The 20,053-nt window shown below is 42.1% G+C and carries 17 protein-coding genes and 1 pseudogene; 9 read left to right on the forward strand and 9 right to left on the reverse strand.

Annotated elements, in window-relative coordinates:
• Positions 1-151: 151 nt before the first annotated feature.
• Positions 152-892, forward strand: a complete 741-nt coding sequence (gene pflA / locus FIV01_RS08990) for a pyruvate formate lyase 1-activating protein (RefSeq protein WP_152430701.1) — start codon at positions 152-154, stop codon at positions 890-892.
• Positions 893-959: 67 nt separating this feature from the next.
• Positions 960-1,625 (forward strand): energy-coupling factor ABC transporter permease, encoded by a 666-nt coding sequence (locus tag FIV01_RS08995; RefSeq protein WP_152430702.1) that lies wholly within the window; start codon positions 960-962, stop codon positions 1,623-1,625.
• A gap of 28 nt (positions 1,626-1,653) precedes the next feature.
• On the opposite strand, the pseudogene FIV01_RS09000 reads toward FIV01_RS08995, so the two are convergent.
• Positions 1,654-2,382: pseudogene (locus tag FIV01_RS09000) on the reverse strand (ISAs1 family transposase); the annotation flags it as partial.
• A 375-nt stretch (positions 2,383-2,757) separates the two neighbouring features.
• On the opposite strand from FIV01_RS09000, the gene FIV01_RS09005 reads away from it, so the two are divergent.
• The 5 genes from FIV01_RS09005 (at position 2,758) to FIV01_RS09025 (ending at position 9,496) form a co-directional block, all read left to right on the forward strand.
• The gene (locus FIV01_RS09005; protein ID WP_152430703.1) at positions 2,758-3,429 is read left to right on the forward strand and encodes a hypothetical protein; all 672 of its coding nucleotides are present in this window, start codon (positions 2,758-2,760) and stop codon (positions 3,427-3,429) included.
• A gap of 403 nt (positions 3,430-3,832) precedes the next feature.
• The gene (locus FIV01_RS09010; protein ID WP_152430704.1) at positions 3,833-4,330 is read left to right on the forward strand and encodes a YfbU family protein; all 498 of its coding nucleotides are present in this window, start codon (positions 3,833-3,835) and stop codon (positions 4,328-4,330) included.
• Positions 4,331-4,609: 279 nt separating this feature from the next.
• Positions 4,610-6,544: a PrkA family serine protein kinase gene (locus tag FIV01_RS09015; RefSeq protein WP_114784497.1), complete on the forward strand. Its 1,935-nt coding sequence runs from the start codon at positions 4,610-4,612 to the stop codon at positions 6,542-6,544.
• Positions 6,545-6,678: 134 nt separating this feature from the next.
• A complete protein-coding gene (locus FIV01_RS09020; RefSeq protein ID WP_152430705.1) occupies positions 6,679-7,947 on the forward strand; it encodes a YeaH/YhbH family protein in 1,269 nt (422 codons plus the stop codon).
• 10 nt (positions 7,948-7,957) lie between these two features.
• Positions 7,958-9,496, forward strand: a complete 1,539-nt coding sequence (locus FIV01_RS09025) for a SpoVR family protein (protein WP_152430706.1) — start codon at positions 7,958-7,960, stop codon at positions 9,494-9,496.
• Positions 9,497-9,601: 105 nt separating this feature from the next.
• On the opposite strand, the gene kdsB is transcribed toward FIV01_RS09025, so the two are convergent.
• From kdsB to FIV01_RS09050, 5 genes are read right to left on the reverse strand one after another with little or no spacing between them, the layout of a single operon-like run.
• Positions 9,602-10,354, reverse strand: a complete 753-nt coding sequence (gene kdsB / locus FIV01_RS09030) for a 3-deoxy-manno-octulosonate cytidylyltransferase (RefSeq protein WP_152430707.1) — start codon at positions 10,352-10,354, stop codon at positions 9,602-9,604.
• Entirely contained in the window at positions 10,354-10,533 is a 180-nt protein-coding gene (locus FIV01_RS09035; RefSeq protein WP_152430708.1) for a Trm112 family protein, read from the reverse strand. The genes kdsB and FIV01_RS09035 overlap by 1 nt, the downstream gene beginning before the upstream one ends.
• Complete coding sequence (gene lpxK / locus FIV01_RS09040) at positions 10,514-11,521, reverse strand: tetraacyldisaccharide 4'-kinase (RefSeq protein WP_152430709.1); 1,008 nt, start codon at positions 11,519-11,521, stop codon at positions 10,514-10,516. The genes FIV01_RS09035 and lpxK overlap by 20 nt, the downstream gene beginning before the upstream one ends.
• A gap of 3 nt (positions 11,522-11,524) precedes the next feature.
• Positions 11,525-13,273 (reverse strand): lipid A ABC transporter ATP-binding protein/permease MsbA, encoded by a 1,749-nt coding sequence (gene msbA, locus FIV01_RS09045; protein WP_152430710.1) that lies wholly within the window; start codon positions 13,271-13,273, stop codon positions 11,525-11,527.
• 31 nt (positions 13,274-13,304) lie between these two features.
• Positions 13,305-15,404, reverse strand: coding sequence for a DNA internalization-related competence protein ComEC/Rec2 (locus FIV01_RS09050; protein ID WP_246210382.1), 2,100 nt, complete (start codon positions 15,402-15,404; stop codon positions 13,305-13,307).
• Between the two features lie 146 nt (positions 15,405-15,550).
• On the opposite strand from FIV01_RS09050, the gene FIV01_RS09055 reads away from it, so the two are divergent.
• Positions 15,551-16,096 (forward strand): DUF2062 domain-containing protein, encoded by a 546-nt coding sequence (locus FIV01_RS09055; protein ID WP_114784483.1) that lies wholly within the window; start codon positions 15,551-15,553, stop codon positions 16,094-16,096.
• Positions 16,097-16,181: 85 nt separating this feature from the next.
• On the opposite strand, the gene lolE is transcribed toward FIV01_RS09055, so the two are convergent.
• The 3 genes from lolE to lolC are packed head-to-tail and all read right to left on the reverse strand — an operon-like array spanning position 16,182 to position 19,312.
• Positions 16,182-17,426: a lipoprotein-releasing ABC transporter permease subunit LolE gene (lolE, locus tag FIV01_RS09060; protein WP_152430712.1), complete on the reverse strand. Its 1,245-nt coding sequence runs from the start codon at positions 17,424-17,426 to the stop codon at positions 16,182-16,184.
• A gap of 1 nt (position 17,427) precedes the next feature.
• Complete coding sequence (gene lolD, locus FIV01_RS09065) at positions 17,428-18,114, reverse strand: lipoprotein-releasing ABC transporter ATP-binding protein LolD (protein WP_152430713.1); 687 nt, start codon at positions 18,112-18,114, stop codon at positions 17,428-17,430.
• Entirely contained in the window at positions 18,107-19,312 is a 1,206-nt protein-coding gene (gene lolC / locus FIV01_RS09070) for a lipoprotein-releasing ABC transporter permease subunit LolC (RefSeq protein WP_152430714.1), read from the reverse strand. The genes lolD and lolC overlap by 8 nt, the downstream gene beginning before the upstream one ends.
• Positions 19,313-19,477: 165 nt before the next feature.
• Between lolC and FIV01_RS09075 the strand changes: the two genes are divergently transcribed.
• Positions 19,478-20,047, forward strand: a complete 570-nt coding sequence (locus FIV01_RS09075) for a PilZ domain-containing protein (RefSeq protein ID WP_152430715.1) — start codon at positions 19,478-19,480, stop codon at positions 20,045-20,047.
• Positions 20,048-20,053: the final 6 nt, after the last annotated feature.

A 20,053-nucleotide genomic window follows, 5' to 3' on the forward strand; every position in this document is an offset into this window, starting at 1 on the left:
ACATTACGTGATATTTTCTTTAACTATATATTAGTCTATGTAACGCTTTTTTTGTTAGCTACTAGAAACTTAGCTTGATCCCCTTAAAAACCTATATTACCCCTACTTTTTGTAATAAAATAACGAAAAATAAATCGCCAGAGAAGAGTCTATGTCAACGATTGGTCGTATCCATTCTTTCGAATCTTGTGGAACTGTTGATGGACCCGGAATTCGCTTTATCGTGTTTATGCAAGGGTGCTTAATGCGATGCATGTATTGTCACAATAGAGATACTTGGGATACCCACACTGGTAAAGAAATAACTGTTGAAGAGATCATCAACGAAGCAAAGAGTTATCGCCATTTTATGAACGCATCGGGTGGTGGTGTCACCTGCTCTGGTGGAGAAGCCATGCTACAGCCAGAATTTGTGCGGGATTTTTTTCGTGCGGCTAAGGCTGAGGGTATTCACACTTGCCTAGATACAAACGGCTATATTCGTAAGCACAGTCAGGTTATAGATGAAGTGCTAGAAGCAACGGATCTCGTCATGCTAGACCTAAAGCATATCAATGACGAGGTGCATCATGATTTTATTGGTGTCTCAAATAAACGTACGTTAGATTTCGCTCGGTATCTACAAAAGATTGGGCAAAAGACATGGATACGATATGTAGTCGTACCAGGCTACACCGACAGCGCAGAAGATGCCCACCTTCTGGGAAGATTCATCCAAGATATGGACAACGTAGAAAAAGTGGAACTACTGCCCTATCACAAGTTAGGTGCCCACAAATGGGAGGCTTTAGGCTTAGAATACCCTCTTGAGGGTGTTGAACCGCCATCCAAGCAAACTATGGATAATGTGGTATCAGTTATTGAACAATATCACTCTAACGTAAAATACTGATTCCAAAACATCGTTATTTCATCAACAATGCCAGGACTATCTGGACTGGTATTTCGAGTAAATTGCTTTGCAACTATCAGAGCTGTGTTTCCTAACCATTATTCTGCTCTCTATTAAATGGGTGTGGAAGGATATTGCATTAAACTTAATGTCTAAGCTGCGCCTTGAAATGAACTTTCAGCATGTTACATGTGGGACTATCATTCTATTGGCCCTGTTATGGCCACTTGAAGCCAGTGTAAAAGATAACCTAACCATTCATTTCTTAGCGCTCACTACTTTAACCCTTATGTATGGCTGGCGAAGTGCTTGTGGTCTAACCATTGTAATTTCAATATCACTTTGTTTTTTCGGTCAAATTGATCCCTATCAATTACCCAGCTACATTGTTTTATCGGGCTTTATACCCATATTAATCAGTTACAGTGTTTTCTTGCTGAGCTACTTATATCTACCAAGAAATATTTTTGTGTTTATTTTTGTAGCAGGCTTCTTTAACGGCGCTTTCACTGGCAGCATGCACCTGTTAACGAATGCAGTTTATCTGCTATCTCTTGGCGCTTACGACTGGACGACCATATCAGATAACTATCTGATATTTATGCCTTTACTTGCATTCCCTGAAGGACTACTAAATGGTGTAGCAGTTACCATTTTAGCCGTCTTTAAACCAGAGTGGCTGCGTGTCTTTTTCGACCGAGATTATATCTACAATCATTACCGAGATAAGTAGCCTGCAGAACGCTATAGATTCCCCACTTTTTCACCACCTGACTAACGCCAGTACTTAATATTGCCGCTAGCATTGATGTATGCATCATGCATCGCTTTTGTTTTCCAACAATGCGTAGCTTGGTTGACTCTGCTCGAAACATATTCAGGCTCATATGACGTAAGCAAGACAGATTCTCTGCACCATGAGCTTTGTATATCTGACACACATCTTCATTCATGCTTACATCAAGCACCCAATACATTGACTCTATACCCCAATGTTCTCTAACTGTCATCGCAGCTTGCTCTGCGCTAATCTCTTTGGATCTGATGTAGTAACGATACTCTAGGTAGATTGCTTTTCCTTTCTCAAGGCAGAGGTTTTCAACCATAACAATGCTCTTTAAGCCTTTCCAGCGAGAGAAGTTACCTTCAATTTTCTTATTATCAAAGACATAGCATTGGCGAGACTCTATACGCCCATGCCCTTCTTCAAACGAGATGTCACCTGCCACACTTGCTCGCTGACATGAGAACGCCTTTTCTATCGCTTGTCAGAGTTTTCCTTGGTTACACTTAACCGCAAGCCAGTAATCTCCACCTTGTTCTACGATGGTTTGAAAGGCCATTGCATCAATAGTCACCAAAGCTCCCTTAATATCGAGCATATTTATCAATTCAGGGATTGCCTTTATTTCATTACCTTTTTGCTCGGTTTTTAGCTGGCCCAATACGAGCTTGTTTGATGAAGCATAAGTACTGATCATATTAAGTGACAATAAGTAACCTTAGCCCCTTGGCGTTGGTCAATAATTGTTTGAAAGTGTTCTTTGCAGTGGTCAATGTACATGGTGCTCTCGCGAAAAAGGGAGTATATGATCACGGCTAAATGTAATCGTCAAATCGTTCGTAATTTTGACTAAAAAACGTTCACGACCTCACCCTAGGTTACATACGACTAACTGCAATATGTCACCGACCGACTATGAAAAATCCTTTAGAAAAGTGTCCTAAAAAAGTTTCGTAGAACAATCTTAAGTTTTTGAGTGAGTAGGAAATTGACGGAACATTTCAGTTTTAACCATGTGATTTGAAGTTAGGCTTGGTCTTTAATGTTAATAATGTAATTAAACTTTTATGGTTGTATTGTCATGAGACCAACTGAACTTTCCCCCCATCATTGTACAAATTATCAAGGCTTATCTGGAGGCGCTTTAGAGTCAACCACTAATAGGTTAGAGGTTACTAGAGTCTCTAACGTAGAGGATAGATGGTTAGGTTTTATAAAGAATATACCCTTAATTGGAGATTCTATTATACGTGATGAATTGTATACACGTCCGATATCTAATATGCCAAAAGAAATCAACGAAATAAAGTCATCAATGATAGATGAAAAAGTAAAGGAAATGGTTGACGGATTACAATCTCTGAGAGATGAAAGTGGACATATTACACTTGAAGAAGAACGGAAGATTAAAGATTTAGCCGAGCTGAGTGTTCTTTCCATTTTAAGTGAAGGTGCTTCCTTGCAAAGAAACCATGAGATGAATAAAACGAGAGATAACATATCGATGTTATCTAGTTTCATATCATCCTTTATGAAAAAAGATGGAATTAAATATTCACATATAGTTGAAAAGAAGTCTCAAAGTATCATTGAAAATTACAATGACAATAAAATAAATGAATTCAATGATCTATCCATTAAGGATAAAAAATTTGTTTATGAAGAAGTTATAAATTCATCCTCTAAAGCAAACGCAAATCTATTGGATAAATTCGTAAAATCTGTTTGTGATAAATTATATGAACTAATTTAGATGATATTTTATATATCTCATTGAGAAATAGAGAGCCATCATTTTAAATGAGGGCTCTTATGGGGCCACTTGGGATCGGGAGTCGTCTTGATATTTTACTGATGACCAATCGCGTCACAACAGCGTAGAATTCAGAATTTACCTCAAGCTGCGACCATAACCTTAACCAGTACCGAAAAGCGAGTCGCCAAGTTTGATGATATCGCTGGTTTAAACAGTTGAGTGGCTGCGTGTCTTTCCGACCGAGATTATATTTACAATCATTACCGAGATAAGTAGCCTGCAGGACGCCATAAATTCCCTACTTTTTCATAGAAAACATGTGTTGAGATCATATTTATATCATTACCTAATCGATAAGCTGAACGCAGTGCAAAATTTATCAGACTTTAAAGGAAAGATTATGGAAATGACCAACGCTCAGCGTTTGATTCTGTCAAACCAATATCAGCTGATGTCACAGCTAGACCCAGAAAACAAAGCAAAATATTCTCGGCTCAGGAATATAGTAGAGCGAGGCTATGCTCTTCATTTGCGTGAGCTAGACAAGAACTTCGGCGTCCTCGACGAAGTAGAATGTAGAAAAACTATCGATGTGATGGAAATGTTCCATGCGATGCAAGAGTCATACAAGGGGCTAACACAAGAAGCTCAAAACAAGATTGAGCCAAGACGGCTTACCTTCCTTGGTTTTGATATGGCTACCGAGTCTGAGTATGTACACTATGTTCGCTTTCTAGTTTCTTCAGAAGGTGCGTATCCAAGCTTTGATCAAACTCATCAATTTAACGCTCAAATGCCAATGTTAGACAAATATCATCGAATGTTGGATGTTTGGCGTACATGTCCACGCCAGTATCACTTGTGTGATAATGAAATTACACGAATAATAAATGCCTGACTCACAGAGCGCTGCCGCTCGGCAGCACTCCACCTCAACAAGCCCACTTTCGAACAATTTCAAAAACTAACACATCCATCAATAAGTTTATTATTACAAGACGAAGTTTACTGCGTCTTAATGGCCTTACTTTAAGCAAGTGGTCAAACATCACAATTTGCAAATAAATACATATTTTTTAAGCAAAATTCTAAAAACCAACTACTCTTTATTATGAAGGGATTTGTTTTTTCTATGCGGGTTGATTGTCTGTAAGGCAGGTTCAGAGGGGAAGTCATTATGAGTATTTTCGACCATTACCAATCACGCTATGAAGCAGCCAAGGATGAAGAGTTATCTTTGCAAGATTTCTTGGCGCTTTGTAAAGATGATAAAAGTGCTTACGCTAACGCAGCAGAGCGCCTACTGATGGCTATTGGGGAACCAGAATTAATTGATACTGCGCAAGACCCTTGCCTAAGCAGAATTTTCTCTAATCGAGTAATATCTCGGTACGAAACATTTAAAGACTTTTATGGTATGGAAGAAGCAATAGAGCAAATTGTTTCTTACCTTAAACATGCGGCTCAAGGTCTTGAAGAACGTAAGCAGATTATTTATCTACTTGGGCCTGTGGGTGGTGGTAAATCATCACTAGCCGAAAAGCTAAAAGCACTCATGCAGCAGGTTCCAATTTATGTACTCTCAGCAAATGGGGAGCGAAGCCCTGTTAATGATCATCCATTCTGCCTCTTTGATGTGACAGAAGATGGTGATCTACTAAAACGCGAGTACGATATTGAGAAACGCTATCTTCGCTCCATTATGTCGCCATGGGCAGCGAAAAGACTTCATGAGTTTGGCGGTGACATCACTAAATTTAAAGTGGTCAAGGTACGGCCATCTATCTTGGATCAAGTCGCAATTGCCAAAACCGAACCTGGAGATGAAAATAACCAAGACATCTCCTCGCTGGTCGGAAAAGTCGATATTCGTCAGCTAGAGCACTACTCACAAGATGATCCAGATGCTTACAGCTATTCGGGCGCACTCTGTCGAGCAAACCAAGGGCTGATGGAGTTTGTGGAAATGTTCAAGGCACCAATCAAAGTGCTCCACCCTCTACTTACTGCGACACAAGAAGGTAACTACAACGGTACAGAAGGCTTATCAGCACTTCCGTTCGACGGTATGATCCTTGCCCACTCCAATGAATCTGAGTGGCAAACCTTCCGTAACAACAAGAACAATGAAGCTTTCTTGGACCGCGTATACATTGTAAAAGTCCCATACTGTCTTCGAGTTTCTGAAGAGATCAAAATTTACCAGAAACTGCTCGACCACTCAGAACTATCTAAGGCCCCATGCTCTCCAAGTACACTAGAGTTGCTGTCTCAATTTAGTATTCTTTCGAGACTTAAGGATCCAGAGAACTCTTCGATTTTCTCCAAAATGCGCGTTTACGATGGAGAAACATTGAAAGATACGGATCCAAAAGCAAAAAGCTATCAAGAGTATCGAGACTTCGCTGGCGTAGACGAAGGTATGTCTGGCCTGTCAACGCGTTTTGCGTTCAAAATTCTTTCTCGCGTTTTCAACTTCGACCAAACTGAAGTTGCAGCGAATCCAGTTCATCTTTTCTATGTTATCGAGCAGCAAATTGAACGTGAGCAATTCCCGCAAGAAACCGCAGAGAAATACCTAGAGTTTCTCAAAGGGTATTTGGTGCCAAGATACGTTGAGTTTATTGGTAAAGAAATTCAAACCGCGTACTTGGAGTCTTATTCAGAATATGGGCAGAATATCTTCGACAGATATGTCACCTATGCAGATTTCTGGATTCAAGATCAAGAGTATCGCGACCCCGAAACCGGACAACTGTTTGACCGTTCCGCTCTTAATAACGAGTTAGAAAAAATCGAAAAAACCGCAGGGATCAGTAATCCTAAAGATTTCCGCAACGAAATTGTTAACTTTGTACTTAGAGCGCGTGCAAGCAACAACGGGCAAAACCCAGTGTGGACCAGCTACGAGAAACTCCGTACCGTCATTGAGAAGAAGATGTTCTCAAACACAGAGGAATTACTACCCGTTATTTCCTTCAACGCTAAAACCTCTTCTGAGGATCAGAAGAAACATGACGACTTCGTTGCTCGTATGATGGAGAAAGGTTATACCGAGAAACAGGTCCGCTTGTTATCAGAGTGGTACTTGCGAGTACGTAAATCGTCTTGATAGCTAAGAAGCGTTTCCTCTTTGAAAAAGAGGAATACGGCCAATGAATTAGCAGCCAGACTTGACCATCTGGCTGCGTATTGGATGTGAGAACATACTCTCATTGTGAGTGTGTAAGATACGAGGGATGACTCATGGCGCAGTTTATTGACCGACGACTGAACGGCAAAAATAAAAGCGCGGTAAACCGCCAACGATTTTTGCGTCGTCATAAAGAACAAATCAAAGAATCCGTTGCAGACGCTGTCAACCGCCGATCAATTACTAATACAGAAACTGGCGAAGACGTTGCAATTCCTCACAAAGACATTAAAGAACCTATTTTCCATCAAGGCAAAGGGGGAGTTAAAGAACGCGTTCACCCTGGCAACGACCAGTTTATCACTGGAGACAAAATAGAACGTCCTAAAGGTGGAGGTCAAGGAGGTTCAGGCGAAGGGGACGCCAGCCCTGACGGTGAAGGCCAAGACGAATTTGTATTCCAAATATCCAAAGATGAATATCTAGATATTTTATTTGAAGACCTAGAACTTCCAAACTTGGAAAAAAACCAAATCAACAAAATCACGGAATGGAAAACGCACAGAGCGGGCTATCAAACCGCAGGGGTGCCTGCAAATATAGCCATTGTGAAATCGCTGCAACAGTCTCTCGCACGCCGAACGGCAATGACGGCAGGCAAAAAACGCATGCTTAGAGAACTTGAGGAAGAGTTAGATCAAGTTAAAATGAGCGAACCAGCTCAGCTACTGGAGGAAAAGAGGCTCAAGAAGGAAATCAAGGACCTTCGCAAACGCATCGATACGGTTCCCTTCATCGACACTTTTGATCTTAGATTTAAAAACTACGAACGCAAGCCTATCCCTTCTAGCCAAGCGGTCATGTTCTGCTTGATGGATGTTTCAGGTTCCATGGATCAAGCTACCAAAGATATCGCCAAACGTTTTTATGTCCTGCTGTATCTCTTCTTAACTAGAACTTACGAAAACGTTGAAGTGGTATTCATTCGCCACCACACTCAAGCAAAAGAAGTGGATGAGCATGAGTTTTTCTATTCACAGGAAACCGGCGGCACCATAGTGTCTAGTGCACTGAAATTAATGAAAGAAATTGTCACAGAGCGTTACCCAATCGGCGAGTGGAACATATACGCCGCACAAGCGTCAGATGGCGATAACTGGGCTGATGATTCGCCTAGATGCCGTGAATTACTCACCAAAAACTTACTACCTAACTGCCAATATTATTCGTATATAGAGATTACTCGCCGCTCTCATCAAACTCTGTGGCATGAGTATGAAAAATTGGAAGATGCTTTCGATAACTTTGCAATGAAAAATATTCGAAGCGTAGAGGATATTTTCCCCGTATTCCGAGAGCTTTTCAGAAAAGAAACGGCTTAGGGAGGCTATGATGGCAACGAAAACCAAAAAAGCGACTAAGAAAAAAACTCTGCCAGACGGCCCTGATTGGACCTTTGATATACTTGACCGGTATCATGCCGAGATTAAACGTGTAGCAGATCACTATCAGTTAGAGACCTATCCAAATCAAATCGAGGTCATCACTTCCGAGCAAATGATGGATGCTTATTCAAGTATCGGTATGCCGATTAATTACAATCACTGGTCGTTCGGTAAAAAATTCATTCAAACCGAGCAGGGCTACAAACATGGTCAAATGGGGCTAGCCTACGAAATCGTCATCAACTCAGATCCTTGTATCGCCTATTTAATGGAAGAAAATACCGTAACCATGCAAGCACTGGTAATGGCTCATGCATGTTATGGACATAATTCCTTCTTTAAGGGCAACTACTTGTTTCAAACTTGGACAGACGCGAGTTCCATCATCGATTATCTCTTGTTCGCTAAAAACTATATTGCGGAATGTGAGCAAAAGTATGGCGTTAAAGAAGTCGAAGAGTTACTGGATTCCTGCCACGCGTTGATGAACTTCGGGGTAGACCGCTACAAGCGTCCCGAGAAAATCTCGATTGCTGAAGAGAAGATGCGCCAAGAAGAACGTGAGACTTATCTTCAATCTCAAGTCAATGATTTGTGGCGTACTGTACCCAAAGGCAAGGTAGAACAGGAGCAGTCTAAAATTCACTTCCCCTCTGAACCACAAGAAAATATCCTCTACTTTATCGAAAAGCACGCGCCATTACTTGAGTCATGGCAGAGAGAAATTGTTCGTATTGTACGTAAAATCAGTCAATATTTTTACCCGCAGAAGCAAACTCAGGTTATGAATGAAGGCTGGGCTACATTCTGGCATTACACCATTCTCAATCATTTGTATGACGAAGGACTAGTCACAGATCGCTTCATCTTAGAGTTTCTTCACAACCATACCAGTGTGGTTGCACAGCCTGCATACAACAGTCCATATTTTAGTGGTATTAACCCTTATGCTCTGGGCTTTGCCATGTTCCGTGATATAAGAAGGATATGCGAAGAGCCGACTGATGAAGACAGAGAATGGTTTCCAGAACTCGTTGATACAGACTGGCTTGAAGCCGTGCACTTTGCGATGAAAAACTTCAAAGATGAAAGTTTTATTAGCCAGTATTTATCACCTAAGTTGATGCGAGAGTTTAAGTTATTCGCGATAACTGATGATGATAGGAAGAACTACATTGAAGTCACCGCAATACACAATGACACTGGTTATCGAGATATTAGAGAAAAACTGGCAGGACAATATAACCTAAGCAGTCTTGAACCTAATATCCAAGTCTTTAATGTCGATGTTCGAGGGGATAGATCACTTACTCTGCAATACGTGCCACATGACAGGATCCCTCTCGATGATAGCTATGAAGAAGTCCTAAAACACCTTTATCGCTTATGGGGTTTTGATGTCATTTTGGAAGAAGTGAAAGAGTCAGGACGAAGAGAAATTCTGACAACTTGCCCTAAAAGAAACGAGTACGATGGACAAATATAATCCCCTTTAACATCTAGTAAAAAAGGGAGTGCACCTATAATGTACTCCCTTTTTATCCCATCGTTCAATAAACATCGAAAAATAAAAGGTCCTAAAGAAATAAAGCTAGATCGTTTGCACGATTCGGCGAACAGCCTCTAGATCTTCTGGTGTATCGACACCTGCTGGCGGGACCTGCTTAGCAATCTCTACGTGAATTTTCTCACCATACCAGAGCACCCTAAGCTGCTCTAAACTCTCAATTTTCTCTAACGCTGTCGGCTCCCAGTTAATATAGGTATTTATAAAACCAGCTCGATAAGCATAAATACCGATATGCCTCATCAATGGCTGAACTATCGCCTTTTCAGTATTTGCAAAGTTATTACGATCCCAAGGGATAGTAGCTCGACTAAAATAAAGCGCATAACCTTCACTATCTGTAACAACTTTGACTGAATTGGGATTAAAAACCTCATCCTGATGAGATATTTCCACCGCTAACGTTGCCATCGGAGCCTGACTATTCGCCAAATTATTCGCGACTTGAGCAATAGTCACTGGTGGGATCAAAGGCTCGTCACCCTGTACGTTAACAATCACTTGATTGTCATCTATACGCATCGTTTGGATAACTTCAGCTAATCGCTCCGTGCCTGACTGATGATCAGTCGAAGTCATGCATACTTTACCACCAAACGCTTTAACGGCTGTTTCTACTCGTTTATCGTCTGTTGCAACAATAACTGTATCTGCTCCCGACTGAGTCGCCTGTTCATACACCAACTGGATCATTGGTTTTCCAGCGATATCAGCGAGGGGTTTACCAGGTAAGCGTGAGGAACCGTACCTAGCTGGAATGATAACTGTAAAGGCCACTACCTTCCCTCTTCCATATTCATTTGGCGCGCTTCTGGCTCTAATAAAACAGGGATACCTTCTTTTATTGGGTACGCCAAACGATCTAACTTACAAATCAATTCTTGTTTATCTTTATCAAATGTCAGTTTTCCTTTGCAAACTGGACATGCAACAATCTCAAGCAGTCGATGGTCCATACTGTTCCTTAACCTCTTTAATTTTATTTATAATCTGCGCTTCATCTTGGTGACAGAATGTCGCTGTTACAGGGAGATACCACCAGTTTTCTTCGGCATATTCACTGCACTTGACCGCATCTTTTTCCGTCATGATAAGATGCTGCCCTTGAGATGCCAAAGTGTGTAACTCACAAGGGTCAAAGTCTTGGTGATCGGCAAACCCTTGAGTTAACACTGGCTGAGCACCTAAGCTTTTGAGCGTATCAAAAAAGCGGGGGGGATGACCGATACCGGCAATAGCAACAAGTGACTCCAATTGGCCAACAGGAGCCTTGAAGTTCGTTTTTAAATTAACCGCTAGGCTGGGTGTTAGACTCATCATCATTTCACCAGCTTTTGATTCACCGCCATTAGCTACGATAAAGTCAACTTCTGATAATCGAGCGGTCGACTCTCGTAAAGGCCCTAATGGCATTAGATGCTCATTACCAAAACGGCGATGACCATCTACCACAACCAGCTCAATATCTCGCTCAAGAGCATAATGTTGTAGACCATCATCTGTAATAATAATGTCTACATCCAAAGGTAACAGCGCTTTCACTGCATCACAACGATTTGGAGAAACGGCAACCGGTGATCCAGTGCGCTGATAGATAAGCTTGGGTTCATCACCACAATGCTTAGTCGAAGTTTGCTCTTCAACCACTAAGGGATAATGAGGTGCCTTGGCACCATAACCACGTGATACTACTCCCGGCTTATACCCTTGAGCTTGAAGCTGCTCAATCAGCCAAATGACAACAGGTGTTTTTCCGTTTCCACCAACTGTAATGTTTCCAACCACAATTACAGGGACAGGTGCTCGATAACTCGCCTTCTTTCCTGATAAAAAACCATGGCGTCGCCTTCGGCTAAAAAAACCAAAAAGTCGGCTAAGTGGCCAGAATAATGGCCACACTATATAAAAGAGAAGTGATTTGCCAAACCAGATTTTGTGAATCATGGTTTAACCACCAAACTGAATTCTATGCAACTGAGCATATGCTCCATCTTTTTCCAATAAGCTAGCGTGACTACCTCGTTCTATGATTTCACCTTCATCAACCACCAGAATTTCATCAGCACTTTCAATGGTTGATAACCGATGAGCAATAACGAGTACTGTCTTGTTTTTTTGTAACTCATCCAACGCAGATTGGATGGCTTTTTCAGACTCAGTATCTAATGCCGATGTTGCCTCATCCAAAATCAGAATAGGAGCATCTCGTAACAATGCTCTCGCAATTGCTATTCTCTGGCGTTGTCCACCTGAAAGACTAGCACCATTTTCACCAATTACCGTGTCAAGGCCATGTTCCATGTTTTCAATAAAATCCATGGCATAAGCTAGACGTGCTGCTTGCTCAATTTGTTCACGGCTATACTCCTGCGTTGCTGCATAGGCAATGTTATTCGCAATTGTATCGTTAAAAAGATGCACATTCTGTGATACTAAAGCGAAATGATTACGCAGATTGGTCAGTTTATAATCTCGAATATCATGGCCATCAAGTTCAATACATCCAGAGTCTACATCATAGAAACGTGTAAATAGGTTTGCTATGGTACTTTTTCCTGAACCAGATCGGCCAACAAGTGCCACCGTTTTTCCTTGAGGTACTTCAAAATTCACATTGCGCAGAGCAGGTGCATCTTTCCCATCGTAAGTAAACGTAACATTTTTTACAGCCAACTCGCCACGGGCTTTGTCAATCTCATACTTTCCTTTGTCTTGCTCTGTCTCTAGGTCCATGAGCTCAAACAGCGTCTGGCTCGCTGCCATACCACGCTGAAACTCTGAGGTCACATTGGTCAATGCTTTAAGAGGTCTCATCAAAGCAAACATAGCAGAAAATACGACCGTAAACGTACCAGGCGTCAGCTGCTCTTTGATTGAATCAACGCTGGCTAAGAATAGCACCACAACCAAAGCAATAGAGGCGATAGTTTGAATTACCGGATTGGCAATCGCTTGTGCAGCCACCAACTTCATTGACTGTTGGCGCATCTGATTACTCACGATATCAAAACGCTCGCGCTCGACATCTTGACCACCATAGCTCAATACAACCTTATGCCCCTTTAGCATTTGCTCAGCGGAAGCCGTTACATGCCCCATAGTATCTTGCATATTCTTGGATATTTTACGAAAACGTTTCGAAACGACACTAATGCCCCATGCAACAATGGGAGCGACAATAAAGAGAACAAGAGATAATTGCCAACTATACCAAAACATTAATACAAGGAAGCCAATTATACTGGCTCCCTCTCGTACAATACTCACCAAGGCCCGACTTGTAGCACCAGCGACTTGCTCTGAATCATAAGTAATACGAGACAACAAACCTCCAGTGGACTCCTTGTCGAAATAGGAGACGGGCATATGCATAAACTGGCTAAATATCCGACGACGCATTAGCATAACAACATTACCCGATACCCAGCTCAGGCAATAGGAAGAGACAAAACCACTCGCGCCTCTTAAAAGCATCATACCGAATACAATAAACGGCAGTACTCGAAGGAAATTGGACTCTGCATCACCAAAGCCTTCATCAAGCAGAGGTTTCAATAATGACACCATATAGGTATCTGCTGCAGCATTAATGATAAGAGCAACAACAGCAACTGAAAGGCCAGCTTTGTAAAGGCGAATATAGGTCCAAAGGCGTTTAAAGGTTTGCCATGTTGTTTCATCTTGGTTTGAAGACATAAAACAGCTTTATTTGAAAGTATTATGGGCGCTATTCTACTCCCTTACGTAGCATCTGCCTATACCAAGACCGCCCTTTCACCTTCCTTAATGGCTCTACCTGCCAACTAGAATCATAAAAGCTGATACTCATTTGCCCATAGTTTCCCGTATCTAACCAAGCTACGCCTAATTGCTTGTATCGTTCAACGACCCTTGGGGCCGGTAACTGCCACTTTCCAGCTTTGGCTGTTGAAGCAATGGCCAAGTCTGGACCAACCATTTTTATAAATTGAGTCGTTGACGACGTTCGACTGCCATGATGAGGAACAATGATCACATCACTACCTAGTAGCCTCGGTTGCCTAATCAATATCCACTCTACAACGGCATCGATATCACCAGTTAGTAAAATTGACTGTCCATTATTTGAATGGGTGACTCTAACAACACACGAATGTGGGTTATAAGCCCTAGGCACAGCATTATTTGGCCATATAAACTCTATATCTAACGCTCCCCAAGTCATTTTTTGCCCAGCAAGGCACTCCTTACCATCCTTCAATACCTGACTACTTATTACCTGTTGAGGGCGCCATTGATCAATGAGCTCAGTCATTCCACCAGCATGATCATTATCTGAATGGGACAAAATAAGACTCTTTATTTGGCGTACCCCGTGATAGTGAAGAAAAGGTGTAATGACTTGCTCTGCAATACTGCTTTCCTGCCAAGCAATCCCTGTATCATAAATAATCGCTTCTCTATCTTGTTGAATAACAACGGCTAGGCCATGGCCAACATCAAGTACAAAAACTTGCCATATAGGCTTAACTCGCCATTCGATCAAAACCGCTAACAGACATAGAAGACACAAAATTTTCCCGTAATTACTTAAGTAAGGTGCTAATAACCATAGGGAGAAAAGAAGGCATAACCAAGTCACTTGCTCGTTTGATAAAGCAAACCAAGTTTCTTCGGCAAAGCTCATCGCATATAGGGCAGGTTGAATTGATAAGTCTGCCCAGCTCCAAAGAAAAGTAATGTTAGCCCCAATATCGAGGATAAGTGCCATTAGGGACACTGGAACCACAAAAAAACTAAACCATGCTACAAATACAAGATTGTAAATAAAACTACTTAAGCTAACTCCATGAAAAAAGACCGCTATTGCTGGCATCATACCCACAACCAAAGCACTCTGAAGTATCACGGCTTTTTTCCAATACGAAACGTGAGTCCTTTTTTGCGTTGAAAAGATCAAAATCACAGCGACGGCCCACATAGTAAGCCACAAACTCATTGACGCTGTTGAAAATGGGTCCAGAAATAATAAAAAGGAAAAAATGAGTAACCATTGATAACTTTTAGGCACTCGATTAGAAGACATGGATAAGACAGACACAAAGCAACAGGCAATGACCGCCCTTTGCGTAGGAATTGAAAAACCTGCGAGCCATGCGTAGCAGACGCTACACAAGATCGCCACAACCATCGGAGTACTTCTCCAACGAAAAAACATCCGAAAAAGCAGTTTGCCAACAAACCAACCAATACCGAACACAATCCCAATGTGCAGTCCAGATATCGCAATTAGATGACTGAGACCACTGGCCTTAAGTTGACGCTTTACCTCAGGGGATAATTCATCTCTTATACCAAAGGTCAAAGCCAGTATTACTCCTTTGCTCATCAAGGAATCTATTGAGTTTTTCACTTGGTTGTACCAAGAAAAGCGCACAGACCCTGAATTTATAATCCAATAGCTATAGTCAGCTAATACACTGCCTCGGCCTACCACGCCCTGCTGCAAAGCAAACTTCTCAGCATCGAATCCAACATCATTAAGGTATCCAGTTATGGGCTTTAGTTTGATTTTTGCTCGTATTTTGTCATTAGAAACAAGAAAGATAGGTGACACTAACCATATGCTGGGTCTAAGAGGGCCTAAAATGGACTTTCCGTTGATAGCAGTGATAGTTACTTTACCGTGAAAACCGTGATTTATTTGCTTAAAAAAGCTGTCAACCTCCGCATTTATGGTAATATTTGGACCATCTTGGAAAAGGATCTCTTGCTGATAGCAAACACAGTTAATGCGTATTATGAGTATTAAGCAAGCAATGAGTAATCCAACACACCATTTTAGCAATTTTAACCTTATACTGAGTATCAGAATCAATACACAGGGAAACACCCATGGCCATGATGGCGCGGTCCACCAAAACTGGGCGGTCGAGATAAGGAAACAAAACGAAATGAGTGTCCAGTAATTTAAAAAGAGAGTCATATTTCCCTATGCCAAGAAAACTCATAAAACGTTTTATGCCTGACCATGAAGTCATAAAACGCCAGAAAGCATTGAAAATTTTTGGTAACGTGCTTTACAACCCTAACCTCTGGTGCCTGAATCGTCGTTCAGCTTCAGGGGCGTTTGCCGTTGGTTTGTTTATGGCTTTCGTACCTTTACCAAGCCAAATGATTATGTCAGCTGGCTTAGCGATTGTATGTGGTGTTAACCTTCCTCTGTCGGTCGCACTTGTTTGGGTAAGCAACCCGATAACTATGCCCGTACTGTTTTACTTTGCTTATAAAGTCGGCGCTGTGGTTATGCATACCCCTCCGCAACCCTTTCATTTCGAGTTATCGTGGGACTTCATCATGCAGCAAATGAGTACCATTGGTCCTCCTTTCATACTAGGCTGCATGATTTGTGGCATTGTCTCAGCCATTGCTGGATACTTCGGTATCAAAGCACTTTGGCGCTATTCTGTTGTGAGAAGTTGGCAGCAAAGAAAAATCAGATTAGGTAGGTTACTAAAGAAAGGAAAGCGCAAAGATTAGGTTTTCGATGAATGGTTAGATTTAGTAAAACTGACATGTCATACAAAGATTAAAGGGCCCAAGTGGCCCTTTAATCTTTGTGCTTTTATTTAGAACTTAGGACTAAAGCTGGGTTAAGTTTAGATGCACGAGAAGCCGGATACCAAGTCGCAAGTAAACTCAAGATAATCGCCGTTCCTGACACAAGCGCTATGTCTGTCCAGACAATTTGAGAGGGCAGAAAATCAACAAAGTAAATATCACCAGAGAGGAATCGATGCCCAATGGCTTTTTCCAGTAATGTGATGAGATAAGTCAAATTCGCTGCAACCAAAACACCGAATACACTGCCTACTAAGCTACCTAAGACTCCAGAAAAAACGCCTTGCCAAATAAAAATTCGCTTCACCAAGCCATCCGTCGCCCCCATTGTTCTTAATATCGCAATTTCTCCCGCACGATCTTTTACCGCCATCATGAGCGTCGATACAATGTTAAAGCTAGCAACACCGATTACGAGAACCATAACAAGATACATTATCGTCCTAACAAGTTGAATGTCTCTATACAAAAAGCCATATTCTTGTTGCCAACTGCGCAGATACACATAAACATCTAAGGTATTACCTGCTTCACGTACAATTTGCGTTGCATTGAGCACATCAGAAACTTTCAAGGACACACCAGTAACAGCATCAGTAAGCTGAGCATATTTCTGAGCATCTTCTAAAGGCACGATTGCAAGGTTATGGTCAATCTGCCCGTTGAGTTTAAGCAAACCAGCAACCTTAACTCGAACTCGCTTTGGCGCTTGTACTCGAGTAGTGGAACCTGATGTCGGGATCATAAGTGTAAGATAATCGCCTTCTGACACTCCTAAATACGTCGCGACTCCTTGACCCAAAATCACCTGTTGTTTGCCAGGCATAAAGTCTTGCCATACCTTGCCATCCACATAGCGATTGATACTAGACACCTTAGATTCCAACTCTGCGTCCACTCCACGAACTTCCAGCGCTTTGACTTTATTGCCTTTTTCTGCCAACGCTGTAATGGTTACATAGGGAGCAGCCGCTTCAATTTTGGGGTGCTTTTCAGCTTGCTGCATCACAGATTGCCAATCGGAGATAGGTCCTCTTACCCCTTCAAACTCACCATGAGCAATGACTGATAGAACTCGATCCTTGAGTTCTCTCTCAAAGCCATTCATTGCCGACAGTCCTATGATAATGACCGCGACACCAACTGTGATACCGATAGTGGAAGACAATGAAATAAACGACACCATTTTATTTCGCCGCTTGGCACGACTAAAGCGGCTACCAATTAATAGTGATAATGAAGAAAACACACTAGACTCCCTCCATATCAAGCAGCAAACCATCTTGCATGTGTAACTGCTTATCCATTTTTGCAGCTAACTCTCCATCATGAGTCACCACCAGAAATGCCGTTCCTGATTCTTGGTTTAACTCGCGCATTAGATCGTAAATTGACAGCGCCGTTTGGTAATCGAGATTGCCAGTTGGTTCGTCAGCAAGCACTAAAGACGGGCTGTTAACAAGCGCACGAGCTATCGCAACGCGCTGGCGCTCTCCCCCAGACAACTCGGAAGGCCGATGGTCCAAGCGGTGACTTAATCCAACTTTATCAAGTAAAGCTTTAGCGGCCTGTTTAGCTTGGGTTGATTTTTCTCCGCCAATCAAAAGCGGCATGGCGACATTTTCTAGCGCGCTAAAATCGGCCAAAAGATGATGAAATTGATACACAAAGCCAAGATGCTGATTACGAAGCTTGGCTTGCTTATTCGAATTCAAGGACGCAATATTCTGCCCAAGAATACTTACCTCTCCTTCTGTTGCATCATCAAGCGTTCCCAGAATATGCAGCAAAGTACTTTTACCAGACCCTGACGAGCCAATGATCGAAGCCAGTTCACCTTTTTGTAACTCAAAGCTAACCCCTTTAAGGACTTGAGTGTCAATCGAACCTTCTCGATATGTTTTACAAATATTATGACATTGAAGGAGGTTATTCATATCTCAAAGCCTCAGCAGGTTTAATAGAAGATGCACGATAAGAAGGGAAAAGCGTCGCCAATAAACTCAGAGCAATGGCCATTACGATCACAGTTCCGATTTGGAAAGGGTTTACTAATACAGGCAGTTGACCTCCAACCGAGAGCAAAGCAACACCAGCACTGTCGAGTATAGAGTTGAGGTTAGTAGCCAACAAAACACCCAGTCCTCCCCCAATAATTGATCCAAGAACACCACTGCTCGCCCCTTGAACCATGAAAACACCTATCAACTGAGACTTTGTCATACCTTGAGTCTTCAATATGGCTACTTCTGATTGCTTTTCCATTACCACCATAATAAGAGCAGATATAATGTTAAACGCAGCAACGCCGATAATGAGACCAAGCATCAAACCCATCATATTTTTTTCCATTCGAACCGCTTGGAATAGCTCACCACGTTGATCTCGCCAGTCTTGCCATTTCCAGCCATCTGGCAAGGCTTTACTTCCCAGCTCGCTGACAACAAAAGGATCATCAAAGAATAACCGCCAACCTGTGATTGTGTTTGTGGGTAATCGAAGCAAGCGCGCTGCATCATCGATGTGGGTCACTATTAGCTGGGAGTCCACATCTGACCCTGTATTATAAATACCAGCTACGGTGAAAATTCGTTGACTTGGAATGCGACCAAGTGGCGTAAACTGACTTGCACTTGTGACCATAAGACGCACTTTGTCGCCAACCGAGACTTTCAACCCTCGCGCCAAGCTTTGGCCAATAAAAACATGGTACTGGCCTGTCTGAAGAGAAGAAAGCCTTCCAGCAACCAAGAAAGACTCAATCGGATCGTGGTCGTTAGGCTTTACGCCTATCAATAAGCCGGCAGATAGCGTGTTGGCACTTTGAATAACCGCTTCTCCTTGAACAATAGGCTCTGGTAAAGCTGAACTCGGCAATTGCTCAAGAAAGTCAGGGGGGGAAGTATTCGGTGTTCTTCCGTCAGCATGAGACACTATCGCTTGGGGTAAAACGCCCAAGATGCGGCCTTTCAATTGCGCTTCAAAACCGTTCATTACCGACAGTACCGTCACCAGAGACATCACACCAATGGTGATGCCCGCCGTCGACATATAGGAAACAAAACGGCTGAACCTATCACCCGAGCGTCCACGTAAATAACGAACACCAATAAAGGCAGATACAGGATGGAACATAGTTATAACCAAAAACGTTTGATAGCCGTTACTGTAACGATTTATCGCCCTAGGTTGTAGTCCTTATTCGCTAAAATGGCGTCAAATTATGCACGAAACAACGAGATATCTTGATTAGTTGCTGCTTATGACGATAATCAAGACATAGCTTTAAGGAATTTGCGTATGTCTGAGCAAGAATATTTTACCGTGCATCATAAAATGTCCGTTAACGTCGAACCTTTACCCAGCAATGAGGTTTTACCAAGTTATGAGCAGTTCGAACGTGAAATTCCTGCCCCCTTTCTTGTCGCGAGTGAATTCAGTCATCTCGATATTTTAAACGATCATGCTCGAGCCGAAATGAAGAGTATTGATTTCAAATACGTGATTGATTTACTTGATGCGCAAAACTCAAAGCTTAATTTGCTCTTGACCTTTATGCTTTCTCAGCAAGACAACGAGCAGTATCGCTATCAAACCTCGTCTTTTGGTGCCAGCAAATTCTGCTACAGCGCCGATTCTGCCCTATCTGTGGGAACAAAGGTCAGGGTAAAGATGTTTATTGAACACCCTGCAACCGCCGTTTACTGTTATGGACACGTCGAAAGTAACGACAAAGATGGTGATGATTTCCTAATCACGATAAAATATGATTTACTGCGTGACCAAGACGAAGATCTTTTGATCAAAGCAGCACTCTATCAGCAACAGAAATTACTCCGTCAGCGCTCAAGAGATCGCGACAAAAAATAATCCTAC

Source organism: Vibrio aquimaris (genome assembly GCF_009363415.1).
GTDB lineage: Bacteria > Pseudomonadota > Gammaproteobacteria > Enterobacterales > Vibrionaceae > Vibrio > Vibrio aquimaris.